At 49.4% G+C, this 12,212-nt stretch carries 13 protein-coding genes; 7 read left to right on the top strand and 6 right to left on the bottom strand.

Going from position 1 to position 12,212, the window contains the following annotated elements:
• Positions 1 to 54: 54 nt before the first annotated feature.
• A complete protein-coding gene (locus AB3N00_RS21030) occupies positions 55 to 1,713 on the top strand; it encodes a glycerol-3-phosphate dehydrogenase/oxidase (protein WP_413036333.1) in 1,659 nt (552 codons plus the stop codon).
• Positions 1,714 to 1,781: 68 nt separating this feature from the next.
• Positions 1,782 to 2,786: a Gfo/Idh/MocA family protein gene (locus AB3N00_RS21025; protein WP_413036332.1), complete on the top strand. Its 1,005-nt coding sequence runs from the start codon at positions 1,782 to 1,784 to the stop codon at positions 2,784 to 2,786.
• A gap of 94 nt (positions 2,787 to 2,880) precedes the next feature.
• Here AB3N00_RS21025 and AB3N00_RS21020 read toward each other — a convergent pair whose 3' ends face one another.
• Positions 2,881 to 3,153 carry a winged helix-turn-helix transcriptional regulator gene (locus tag AB3N00_RS21020; RefSeq protein ID WP_413036601.1) on the bottom strand — a complete coding sequence of 91 codons (273 nt, stop codon included), beginning with the start codon at positions 3,151 to 3,153 and terminating at the stop codon, positions 2,881 to 2,883.
• Positions 3,154 to 3,733: 580 nt separating this feature from the next.
• Here AB3N00_RS21020 and AB3N00_RS21015 point away from each other — a divergent pair.
• On the top strand, positions 3,734 to 4,108 hold the full coding sequence (locus AB3N00_RS21015) for a DoxX family protein (RefSeq protein ID WP_413036331.1): 375 nt from the start codon (positions 3,734 to 3,736) through the stop codon (positions 4,106 to 4,108).
• A 180-nt stretch (positions 4,109 to 4,288) separates the two neighbouring features.
• Here AB3N00_RS21015 and AB3N00_RS21010 read toward each other — a convergent pair whose 3' ends face one another.
• From AB3N00_RS21010 to AB3N00_RS21000, 3 genes are all read right to left on the bottom strand, one after another.
• Complete coding sequence (locus AB3N00_RS21010) at positions 4,289 to 4,807, bottom strand: AbrB/MazE/SpoVT family DNA-binding domain-containing protein (protein ID WP_413036330.1); 519 nt, start codon at positions 4,805 to 4,807, stop codon at positions 4,289 to 4,291.
• Positions 4,808 to 4,912: 105 nt separating this feature from the next.
• The gene (locus AB3N00_RS21005) at positions 4,913 to 5,593 is read right to left on the bottom strand and encodes a CidB/LrgB family autolysis modulator (protein ID WP_413036329.1); all 681 of its coding nucleotides are present in this window, start codon (positions 5,591 to 5,593) and stop codon (positions 4,913 to 4,915) included.
• Positions 5,590 to 5,961: a CidA/LrgA family protein gene (locus AB3N00_RS21000; RefSeq protein ID WP_239301435.1), complete on the bottom strand. Its 372-nt coding sequence runs from the start codon at positions 5,959 to 5,961 to the stop codon at positions 5,590 to 5,592. Before AB3N00_RS21000 ends, AB3N00_RS21005 begins: the two co-directional genes overlap by 4 nt.
• Before the next feature lie 165 nt (positions 5,962 to 6,126).
• On the opposite strand from AB3N00_RS21000, the gene cidR reads away from it, so the two are divergent.
• The 4 genes from cidR to AB3N00_RS20980 all read left to right on the top strand — a co-directional run bounded on the left by cidR (position 6,127) and on the right by AB3N00_RS20980 (position 9,389).
• The gene (gene cidR / locus AB3N00_RS20995; RefSeq protein ID WP_175396818.1) at positions 6,127 to 7,020 is read left to right on the top strand and encodes a cidABC operon transcriptional activator CidR; all 894 of its coding nucleotides are present in this window, start codon (positions 6,127 to 6,129) and stop codon (positions 7,018 to 7,020) included.
• 59 nt (positions 7,021 to 7,079) lie between these two features.
• Complete coding sequence (locus AB3N00_RS20990) at positions 7,080 to 7,937, top strand: carbon-nitrogen hydrolase family protein (protein WP_413036328.1); 858 nt, start codon at positions 7,080 to 7,082, stop codon at positions 7,935 to 7,937.
• A 70-nt stretch (positions 7,938 to 8,007) separates the two neighbouring features.
• Positions 8,008 to 8,682: a GNAT family N-acetyltransferase gene (locus AB3N00_RS20985; RefSeq protein WP_413036327.1), complete on the top strand. Its 675-nt coding sequence runs from the start codon at positions 8,008 to 8,010 to the stop codon at positions 8,680 to 8,682.
• Positions 8,683 to 8,717: 35 nt separating this feature from the next.
• Complete coding sequence (locus AB3N00_RS20980; protein ID WP_175396815.1) at positions 8,718 to 9,389, top strand: GNAT family N-acetyltransferase; 672 nt, start codon at positions 8,718 to 8,720, stop codon at positions 9,387 to 9,389.
• Between the two features lie 130 nt (positions 9,390 to 9,519).
• Here AB3N00_RS20980 and AB3N00_RS20975 read toward each other — a convergent pair whose 3' ends face one another.
• Positions 9,520 to 11,502: an LTA synthase family protein gene (locus AB3N00_RS20975; protein WP_413036600.1), complete on the bottom strand. Its 1,983-nt coding sequence runs from the start codon at positions 11,500 to 11,502 to the stop codon at positions 9,520 to 9,522.
• Between the two features lie 164 nt (positions 11,503 to 11,666).
• On the bottom strand, positions 11,667 to 12,164 hold the full coding sequence (locus AB3N00_RS20970; RefSeq protein WP_413036326.1) for an antibiotic biosynthesis monooxygenase family protein: 498 nt from the start codon (positions 12,162 to 12,164) through the stop codon (positions 11,667 to 11,669).
• Positions 12,165 to 12,212: the final 48 nt, after the last annotated feature.

Below are 12,212 nucleotides of genomic sequence, written 5' to 3'. Positions count from 1 at the left end.
TCTTTTACGGAAAATTTGTATAGAAAATAAAGTCAATGAATGGGAGGCATACCGATGGCAGCACCTTTCTCAGCAGAGCTACGCAGTGAGTATCTTCAATCGATGGCGAATGCACATTTTGACATATTGGTGATAGGCGGAGGGATTACAGGGGCAGGCATTGCACTTGATGCAGCGTCCCGTGGACTAAAGACCGGGCTGGTTGAGATGCAGGATTTTGCTGCGGGTACGTCCAGCCGTTCCACTAAACTGGTACATGGCGGCTTGAGATATCTGAAACAGTTTGAAGTGAAAATGGTGGCTGAGGTAGGGCGTGAACGGGCAATAGTGTATGAAAATGGACCCCACGTGACGACACCGGAACCGATGCTGTTACCCATTTATACGGGAGGTACATTTGGCCGCTTCAGCACGTCCATTGGTTTGATGGTGTATGACCGACTCGCTGGCGTAAAGCGCAGCGAACGTCGCACAATGTTGAATGCCGGAGCCGTCTCGGATCGTGAACCTTTGCTGCGCCGAGAGGGACTGCTGGGCGGTGGGCTATATGTGGAATATCGGACGGATGATGCAAGGCTCACCCTTGAAGTGATGAAAGAAGCTGTGCGCCGCGGGGCACAAGCTGTGAACTATGTAAAAGCAGACGGTTTCGTGAAGGAACAAGGCAAGATCATCGGCATCCAGGCTACAGATCAGATAACAGGCCAACATGTTCAACTAATGGCGAGCAGGATCATCAATGCTTCGGGTCCGTGGGTTGATGAGCTGCGCAAGGTGGATGGTTCACGCCAGGGCAAAACGCTGCAGATGACCAAGGGGATTCATTTGGTGTTCGACGGGTCCAGGTTTCCGCTTCGGCAGGCTGTTTATTTCGATACCGCGGATGGAAGGATGGTCTTCGCAGTTCCGCGGGATGACAAAACATACGTGGGGACGACAGATACCGTCTTCAAAGATGACCCGGCCCATCCGCTCATTTCCGAAGCAGATCGGGATTATGTCATTGATGCGGTAAACGGCATGTTTCCAGAAGTTCAAATTCGTGCCGAAGATGTGGAGTCGGGGTGGGCAGGCGTGCGTCCGTTGATCCACGAGGAAGGCAAGGGGCCCTCCGAAATATCACGCAAGGACGAAGTTTGGATATCGCCGTCCGGGCTGATCACGATTGCAGGAGGCAAGTTGACCGGGTATCGCAAAATGGCTGAAATGGTTGTTGATCTGGCTGCCCGCCAGCTGGAACAGGAAACGGGTAGATCCATAGGTCCCTGTATCACGAAGAAGATGCCAATCTCCGGTGGAGACGTGGGTGGTTCAGCCGGATTTGCTTCCTATACAGAGCGCAAAATTAAGGATGGAGTTGCTCTGGGGCTGGATCGGTCTGCAGCGGAGCGGCTGGCCCGTACCTATGGCTCCAATGTGGATGCACTATATGACCGCATGCCTGATCCGCGTGCCAAGGCTGAACGGCATGGCATGCCACAGGAACTGCTGCTCATGCTTGATTATGCCATTGAAGAAGAGATGGCTGTAACCCCGGCGGACTTCTTGGTGCGACGGACAGGGGATTTATTTTTTCGAATCCATGAGGTTCGCAAATATAAGTCGGCCGTTATTAAGTACATGAGTGAGCGGTTATGCTGGACGGATGAACAAAAGACATTGTACGAACAGGAGCTGGACCGGCTGATATTGGAGGCATCCGGCAAAAGGTAATGCAGGATTTCGAATCCGGGGGTCGAATGGAACATGTAAGCGCGTAACAAAGAGAGGGGATTACATCCATGACGTTACAGATCGGTATTATTGGAACAGGCTGGTTCAGCAAGGTCCATGCAGATATTTTGGCACGAATGGAAGGTGTTCGTGTGGCAAGTGTGCTAGGGACCACGTTGGAGAAGGCTGAGGCGATGGCTTCCGTATATGATGCTGTGGGTTACAGTGAGCTTGAACAGATGCTGGATGGAGAAAAGCTGGATGCGGTCTACATCTGTGTGCCGCCGATGTCTCACGGTTCAATTGAAGCGGAACTGATTCGCCGCGGCATTCCGTTCCTCGTGGAGAAACCGCTGAGCACAGGGATGGACATCCCGCGCCAGATATTGGAGCAGGTGAAGGATAAAGGATTGCTCACTTCTGTAGGCTATCACTTCCGCTATCAGGAAGCGGCTCAAGTTCTGCGGGGAGCAATGAAGGATCAGACGGTAGGCATGGCACTCGGACGTTGGATGGGTGGTATGCCAGGAGTTTCCTGGTGGCGGCGCCAGGATGGGTCTGGCGGACAGTTTGTCGAGCAGACAACACATATTGTGGATCTGCTCCGGTATTGTGCAGGAGAAGTAACTGAGGTATACGCCGTGGCAGCTCAGCGTGTGATGCATGAGAAACATGACCATGTTACGGTAGCGGATGTGGCGAATGTTACGCTCAAGCTGGAGAGCGGAGCCATCGCGAGCATTGCCAATACATGCCTGCTGCCGGATGGGGAAGGCGGTGCCGGACTTCAGTTCTATACCGATGCTGGCGTATGGGACTGGACACCGGATCGTCTGCTGCTGCCGAGTGCTGCTGCCCATGCGATGGCAGGTCAGGAGATTCCGGCAGGACATAACCCGTATGAACGGGAAAATGAGGCATTTATTCATGCCCTTCGTACCGGGGACCGTACAAGGATTTTGTCTGACTATGCAGATGCCTGCCGTACACAGGAAATTACAACGGCCGCGTTGGTGTCTGCGGATTCGGGACTGCCGGTGCAGCTTAAGCCTGCCAAGAACCTGTCTCACTGATTCACTTCATTATTAAAAAGCCTGAATGGGGAACTGATCTGAAGAGATCAGCCCTATTCAGGCTTTTTTGTGTTACATACAAGCGATTACCTTACTATCGTTTCAGCCAGTCGGAGGACCAGCCATAGATCTGATTGATGACCGGCTCAATAGCTTTGCCTTTCTCAGTCAGCTCGTATTCAACACGGGGCGGGATTTCAGGATACATATGGCGGGTTACGATTCCTTCCATCTCCATTTCCTTCAATCGTTCGGATAACAAACGACCGCTAATGGCCATTTCCGCTTCAAGTTCCGTGAAACGCTTGGGTCCGGACAACAGCTGGTACATGATTAACAGGACCCACTTCTTACCGATGATGTCCATGGCCTGAGTGATCAAACAGGGACTTGGCGATTTTGCTTTTCTCAGCTTCAACGTATTCACCTCGATTCACATAACGATGCTTGTATCTGCATTTTGCATAATTCGATTCAAATCGCTCCCGGGTACAAAATATAAACGAAAAGGGTCATTTCGATCTATATCTTGCCGATTGGAAGTCGCTCACTGGATTGATGCTAAATGCTTGTATATAAAAGTGTCTGGCTTAATGCCACTCTGACGAAAAATAAGAAAACATTCAGTCCAAAAAGTTGCGACAAGAACCCAAGCAGCAACCCTTTTGTATGTATTATACACTATTTATCAAAAAATTACTTGAATAAATAATCTTATTATTATATACTCACTTCATAAAAGTAACTAGGTATTCATTAATACCTATTATACGTAAATAGATCATTGTTTTACGTACATGCCAGCATGAAAACCGAGTTGTCGCAAGACAGCTTTTACATAGATAGCATCTTGCAGGTTGGATTGGAATCGGAATGTGCAGCAGGCAAGATGCTCTAGCTTTTCTTTTTGTCTAACCATTAGATCCGTTACAGGAGGAACATACATAATGAAAGTTATTGGATATATTTTACTGGTTTTGCTCGCGAGTGTATTTGTGATGACGGGGCTTAACAAAGTGATGGGTGCGGAGATGATGGTGCAGACCTTCGAAAGCTTCTCGTATCCGAAATGGACGATGTATCTGCTGGGAGCGGTAGAGCTCCTTAGCGCAGTAGGGCTGCTGATCCCGCGTACCCGCATGTTGGCAGCAGGTGTGCTGACGTTTATTCTGATTGGTGCGCTCGGAAGTCATCTGATCTACGGGCAATACGGGGCCATTGCTCTTCCAGCAGCACTGCTGGTTGCCAATATTGTCGTTCTGGTGATCGGTATGCGCAAGCTGGAGGAAGAAGAATCGATTCTGGAAGTCATTCAGGCGTAACAGCAGATCGGACATATAGATTAAATGAGTACAAGGGGGCTGCTGTCATAAACAGTAGTCCTCTTTTGTTATTACCCTTATTAAAAAAAAGAAGAACCCACACATAACAAAGGGTTCTCTTGCAGTAGGACTTCCTATAGAGGAAGATCTCCTGATTATAAATAATGAAATGAAATCGTATTATAGCAATTTCTTTAATTGGGAGACGCGTCCTTGGCTGATGCCAAGCTTTTCCGCAATCTGCTGCTGAGCCAAACCGGGATTCTGTTCAACAATTTCTTTCATCTGTTGCAGCATGCGTGCCGTTTTGGGCCGCAGGTCAGGGTACTCAGTGCTGGCAGGTACAGTCCCTTCATCCCATGTAGGAGACGAGACTTTGGCGGAATTGGAAGCAGGACGCTCCACGGCTGCAGGAGCCTGTTTGTTCTGAGGAACGAACCATTCGGGAGTGTCATCCGGGTGTTTTAATTGAACAGCACACGTCCGGCAGATGAATTGCTCTTTGAAATACATATCCGTATCCATATCACCGCAAAACACACACAACGTTGATTTGTACTTTCTTAAAATCAACTCTTTCCCTTCAATGAAAAACTCAAGCGGATCGCCGATATGGATTTCCATCGTATCCCGCATCTCTTTGGGAAGGACAATTCGTCCAAGGCGGTCCAGAGATCTCTTCATTCCGGTTCTTTTCATCGCATCTCCCCCGCAATATTCGCTTATAAAACCTGTCCTTATTGTAAGGAAGAAAGGGCTTTAATACAACAATAATATTTCAAATAAAAGGGTTAATTCCATCTATTATGGGAAAATAAGTTTAGAAAGAACAGGCGCAACCGCCAAAGTAAACAATGCAGCCAGTACCATGGAGATGCTGGAGATGGTTCCTGTCAGAGAACTGAGTTCAAAAGCTTTTGAGGTCCCTGTGCCGTGCGCGCCCGTTCCCAGCAGGGTTCCGCGGGCAATCTCTCCGTCAATACGGAGCATTTTTACGATGGAAGGTCCCATAATTGCACCGAGCAAGCCTGTCATGATGACAAAAACAGCTGTAACTGCGGGGATGCCTCCAATGGTAGCGGAAACGTTCATGGCAATCGGTGTGGTAATGGAACGCGGAATCAGGCTATGGATCAGGCCGGAATCCAATTGCAGCCATTTGGCAAGCAGGGCGGAAGACAGCACGGCAACCACCGATCCGGTCATTACACTGAAGACGATCTCGGATATATGCTTTTTGAGTACATGGAAAAACGTATATAGCGGTACGGCAAAAGCTACCGTAGCCGGTTGTAAGAGAAGGCTTAGCCATTTGCCACCGCTGCTGTAGGCCGCATAGTCCGTTCCGGTTGCCAGCAGCACGCCAACAACAAGCAGCGGCGTAATCAGCAGCGGAGACAGATATACCTTGGGCAATTGACGATACATGCGTTTGGCGATCAAGTAGATACCGACGGTTAACAACAGGCAGAGAAATCCAATCATCCGGTGTGACGCTCCTTTCGTTTCGCAATTCGTGTGGCAACCAGGCCTGTGCAGGCCATAACCAGAAATGTACTAAGCAGGACAATGAACAGAATTTGCAGTCCGTCATGCTCCAGCATCGGCATGTAGTTCATGATGCCCACCGCGGAAGGAATGAAGAACAACAGCAGTTCCCCGAGCAGCCAGGCAGCTCCGACTTCAATCCAGCGCAGCTTCACGACCCGTGTCTGAAGCAAAATGAACAGTACGACCATACCGAGTATGGAACCCGGCACAGGCAAATGGAGAGCACGGGCCAGCTGGTCCATGAGCAGTGAAAAGACCATGAGGAGAGCAACCTGCAGCACACCAAGTCCCCATTTTTTCACTTCAATTTCCTCCTTATATCATCATCGTGAATGATTTGTTTGTTTATGAAAATGAATGGAAACATACTTTGTTGTTACAAATTTTACATCGCATTCTTTCATGAGTAAAATGCATATTAAGAATGTTTTCTATTCCATTTATCTATGAGAGGCTGGAATCAGACGATGGATATCCGCCATTTGCAATATTTTCTGGAAGTAGCCCGGCAGCAGAGCTTTACCAAGGCAGCTGAAGTTCTGTTTATAACCCAACCGACGATTAGCAAAACCGTCAAAAGCCTTGAAGATGAGCTTGGTGTTACCCTGCTGGACCGGTATGGGAAGAAGGTCGAATTGACCGATGCGGGTCATGTCTTTTTCAGGCAGGCGCTTGAGATCGAGAAGTCGTTCCGCAGTTTGTCGTCCGAACTCGATGATCTGATGAACCTGAAGAAAGGCCATCTGCGTATCGGTCTGCCACCAATGGTTGGTTCCAGCTTTTTCCCCATGATCATTGGTGAATTTCATAAGGCGTACCCGCAAGTGAGCATTCAACTGTTCGAGGATGGCGCCAAGAAGGTGGAGGCTGATGTCATCAGTGGCGCACTGGATATTGGTGTTGCTGTGCTTCCGACGGTGGATGAGCTCGTCGATCATTTTGTTTTTGTGGAGGAAAAGCTGAATCTGCTCGTGCACCCTTCGCACCCACTTGCGGGAAAAGAGTCGGTTGCTCTACGTGAACTGGAGCATGATGCATTTGTGCTGTTCAGAGAGGATTTTGCCCTGCATGATCGAATCATTGCTGCTTGTCAGCATGTAGGATTCCAGCCAAGGGTCGTCTATGAAAGCTCACAATGGGATCTGCTCAGTGCAATGGTCGCTGCCAATCTGGGTGTGGCGTTACTGCCGGAAACCATATGTCGTGAGGTGGATCATATGCGTGTACGCATTATGCCCGTTGTGGAACCCGTGATTCCCTGGCAGCTCGGCATGATCTGGCGCAAGGACCGATATCTATCTTTTGCCACCCGGGAGTGGATCGGGTTTACAAAGGCGATGTTGAGCGAACAAAGGAAATAGAAATTACTTCGTTTCGTTGTTACAATGAGAGCAGAATAATGGTGGAGGTGGAGGAAGATATGAAACTGCGGGTATCCGCTGTACAGTACCAATTGCAAACCATCAGCTCCTTTGAGCAGTTCGCTGCTCAAGCCGAGCATTATATACGGACAGCTGACGAATTTGGAACCGAATTTGTGCTGTTTCCCGAATTTTTTACGACTCAGTTAATGTCTATCGGAGACAGTCAGGGCAACGCGCTGACGATTGAGGATTTGCCAGACTTTACAGAGCGGTACGAACAGCTATTCACATCGCTGGCTGCCAAATACAACATGCATCTGATCGGGGGAACTCACGTCGTCAGACGTGAAGGCAAGCTGTATAATACTGCCCATATGTTCTATCCGGATGGTCGTATTGCACGCCAGGCCAAGATTCATATCACCCCAACTGAAGTGCAGGAATGGAACATGGCACCGGGTGATGGATTGGAAGTATTTGATACAGATAAAGGCAGAATTGCGATGTTGACTTGCTATGATATTGAATTCCCGGAAATCGTCCGTATGGCAAAAGCCAAAGGGGCTGACGTCATTTTCTGTCCTTCCTGTACGGATGACCGCCACGGATTCTTCCGTGTGCGCTATACGAGTCATGCCCGCGCAGTGGAGAACCAGGTTTATGTTGTACTGACCGGAACGGTGGGCAACCTGCCGACCGTGGACTTCATGCGTGCCAACTACGGACAGGCAGCGATCATTACACCGAATGATGTCCCGTTCCCTCCGCGCGGTATTCTGGCTGAAGGCGAAATTAACGACGATATGATTGTAACGGCCGATCTGGATCTGGACTTGCTCTACGAAGTGCGTGAGCGCGGATCTGTAACGACTTGGCGTGACCGCCGCACTGATCTGTATACAGATTGGGAGTAGTTTGCTGATCCGCCGATACTGAGGTATGAACAGTAATTGCGTTATCTGCTGAGAGGAGGAGAGGAACAGCATGTATCAAAAGGAAATGTTGATTACCGGTCCGGATCGAAACGGTAAGCCCGTTAAGGCTATCATTCGTACATACCAGACGGGTGACTTCGATGAACTGATTCGCATCCAGGCCGAGAGCTTCCCTCCGCCTTATCCGGAAGAGCTGCTCTGGAACCATGAACAGCTTGCCAGCCATGTAGCCAACTACCCAGATGGGGCCATCTGCGTTGAAGTGGATGGAGAGCTTGCGGGATCGATGACCTCGCTGCGCATGCAATGGGACCCTTCACATCCGACGAGCCATAACTGGGCAGAAGTGACGGATGACGGATACATCCGCAATCATCAGTCTGATGGCAATACGCTCTATATTGTTGATCTCTGTGTACGTCCGAAGTACCGAAAGTGGGGACTGGCGCAGCTTATGATGCAGGCCATGTATCATCTGGTGATTGCCGAGGGGATGGACCGGCTGCTCGGTGCCGGAAGAATGCCGGGATACCATCTGGTTGCATCCGAGATGACGGCTCAGGCGTATCTGGAGCAGGTAGTATCCGGCGAGATCCGTGATCCGGTGATCTCGTTCCTGCTGCGTTGCGGCCGTATGCCAGTTGGTGTGACGGCCGATTATCTGGATGACGCGGAGTCCTGCAACTATGCAGCCCTCATGGAATGGCGCAATCCGTTCAAGTAATAAGTGAACGTATAAATAAGGAGGTAGATGAATCCATGGAATTTACTCGTATTACATCGATTAATGATCCCCTGTTTGCCCAGATGCACAAGCTGATGCAGGAGATTTTCCCGCCAGAAGAAGTACTGGACTTTCCGCTGTGGCAGGAACCGCTGGAAGACCCGGGCATTCGCGTATTTGTGGCTGTACACGAAGGAAACGTGGTGGGCGCGACAGAATACCGCTATTACGAAGACTGGAATGTAGCCATGACCGATTTTACGATCATCGGCCGTGAAGGACTAGGGATCGGCAGTTTCCTTGCCAATCATCGTAAACGTGACCTGCAGCAGCTTGCATCCGCGAACGGCAAGGAATTGTTCGGCATGTTTGCCGAAATCTATAATCCATATCTGAGCCAGGATCATGAATTTGGCGGCATCAAGCCAATGGACCCGTATGTACGTCGTGAAGTTCTGTCCCACCTCGGATATCAACGACTGGATTTCCCGTATGTTCATCCTTCCTGGCAAGGTGATGGGGAAGCGGTTGGTGGGCTTGATCTGTGCTTCATGCCAAGCCATGAGGAGCAGGGAGAATTGCCAGCCAGCCTGGTGGCCGATTTTCTGAATCGCTATTATGCCGTCCTGCCGAATAAACCGCAGGAATGGCTTGCCATGGTAGACCAATTGCGTGCCAGAACTACGGTGCCACTGCTGCCTTTGTAATCCAATATAAAATGAAAAGACGGCACGGCCTACTATGGTTGTGAATGAATAAAGCCCATGGAGCAGGATTCAATCCTGTTCCATGGGCTTTTCGTGATTGTTTTATAAGGTTGAACGATGGCTTGGGAAATTAATCTTCCGTATTTCGATCAGGCAGCTGAATCAAATAACTGTTAGACAAATGCATGAGATCCAGAGCCCGTTCATACTCATCCTTGGTAATATAACGTGCAGAGAACGATGAGCTCTCATCCGGAGTGGTTGTTGCTGGAACAGCGGTCTCTTCCGATGGGTCGGTTTCCTGATCCGGATTGTTCTCCACCTGTTGTATATCCTGCCTTCCGGCTTCGGCAAGAGAGTAATGGGTTCCGTCGCCATACCCTGTTTCCGGAATGAACAGTGAAGCATCGTTAAGCACTGAACCGGATGGAAGATAGTAGCGTTCCGGCAGCAGATTGCCTGACTCTCGCAGCAGATCCTGCCCAAAATGCAGCTGGTTTTGGAGAGAAGCTCCGGTCAGCCCGGCTATCGTTGGCAATATGTCCACCTGTCCGCCAATCTGTTCGAGCTGTTCAGCAGGCGTAATGCCGGGTGCCGTAACGATAAGCGGGATATTGATCATGTCCGCGGATGTATATTCCCGGCCATAGATTTCCTTCATCAGCTCTTTGTCATCCCGGTCCAGGGAGTAGATAGGCAGACCGAGATGATCTCCGTATACCACCAGCAGGCTGTTATCCCATAGTCCGCGTTGTTTCAAACCTTCGATCAGTTGTCCCACTGCCTGATCGGCATAATGTTGGGATACCAGATAATTGCCAGGCAATGTATCCTTGTACCGGGCTGGGAGTGTCAGGCTAACCTTGCTCTCCGGCAAATGGTAAGGGTGATGCGCAGACATGGAAATAATCTGTGCATAGAAGGGAGAACCTGCTGCCTGCATCTCTTCAAGCTTGTCGAGTGTCTTCGTATACAGCACCTCATCCGATGCCGAGAAGGCAATGGAATCTTCTGTACCGAAGTAATCGATATCATAATATTGATCAAAACCAAGCGCCTCGTACAGCTGATCACGATTCCAGAAACGAACATCGTTTGAATGGAATGTAGCTGTCTGATATCCGTTATCGGACATCAGTTTGGGGAGACTTGGCAGAGCTTTATCAGCATAGACCGTGGATGCTGCTCCGTTTGGCGGCGTATAGAAGGATGTGTTTACAACAAACTCGGCATCCGATGTATTTCCCTGTCCTACTTGTTGATAGAAATTCGGAAAATAGAGACTTTCCTGTGCAAGCTGGTTAAGATTTGGTGTAACTTCCTGTCCATCCACCTTAAGACCGATCAGGAAATTCTGGAATGATTCCAGCTGGAGGACAATTACATTCCGGCCCTTGGCTGCTCCCGAATCCACAATGGCATTGATCTCTGTCGTTTGTTTGACCTGATCGATGCGATCCTGATCAATCTCATCAAGCGGAACGGGCTTGTCAGGTCGATCCGCCAGAATGGTATACGCCTCGTAACCGAGAATCCCCATTTGTTCCGCTTGTGTAATCTCGCTCATGCTTGCACGGTTCGGATATATATTGAGCATGCAGATTACCAGGGACATGATGAGAATTACAGAGGCAACCCGTCGTCTGCTTCTGCGATCCAGAGGCATCTTCTCCTGGCGTTCGGCAGCGCCAAGCTTGATCCGGCGCCGGATCAATATACCACCAATGATGAGGATATCGGCAAAAATAAACAAGTAATACGGGTCCAGCAAGGAGAACATGCTGCTCTTAACCGAAGTCACCTGATTAACCTGCGCGAGCGCGTGATAATTGACGATAACTCCATAATATTTGTAATACATAATGGCAGCGAAGAAAATGCCTGACAGCACCAGATTCAGTGCAAGATAGGCCCACATCCGCCTTTTGGCGGCAAACCACTCAATGAGACAGAAGCAGATCCAGATGAGCGGCAGCTCGGTAAGCAATGGTTTCCAGACTGGAATATCATCAAAGATCACGATCCAGGCGAGGGAGCTTTTGATAATCATAATAACGGTGAACAATATAAACGGTCCGCTTAGAAACCGGGTGAGTGAACTGCGTGACAACATAACCGCCTTCCCTTCCGAAGTTTCATTTAACAAGTATTATGCTACCTCATGGTATGTTGTGTCAAAAATATGGAATAAGAATAGCCCCTCCCATTCAGGAAGAGGCTATACGATCCACTACATAAGCAGACTGTTCGGAAACTTGGGGTTCATGAATTTACCAATTATTCTATAGTGTATGTCGTAACAAAAGAAGATCTCGGGAACATGGCTGGTTTCTGTGCGGTCAGCCCTTCACTCGTACTGCGGTTGCGGTGGGCGTGATTGTATGCCTGAGACTGCTGCCAGCTTTTGAAGTGATCCTCTGACTCCCAGAGGGTAAGTACTACATACGTATCATCCTTCAGGGGACGGAGCACACGGATACCGACAAAACCAGGCTCATCCTCCACTTTGCGCGCACGGTTTTTGAACCGTTCTTCGAAGTCGTCACGTCCATCTTCAGCAACAGGGATATTATTCAAAACAGCAAAGCTGCCGCCTGTCCAGGAGCCTGCGGCATCAAATGCCTCATATGCGGCTACGCTGTCATCCGGCTCAATATTCATCAGACGTTCTGTCGTTTCAAAGGCAAGGCGAACCTGCTCCTCGCTCCGCAGGGACAGATGCGGATATGCAGCGAGCACGTCCGGAATCGGTGAAGGAACCAAATAAATATACATGGAAGCTGCCTCCTTAAATGTACGTTCCACCTCAACATAGCATATGGA

It is taken from the genome of Paenibacillus xylanilyticus, from assembly GCF_047246825.1.
GTDB classification, from domain to species: domain Bacteria; phylum Bacillota; class Bacilli; order Paenibacillales; family Paenibacillaceae; genus Paenibacillus; species Paenibacillus xylanilyticus_B.
This window is presented reverse-complemented; position numbering and strand designations above follow the sequence as displayed.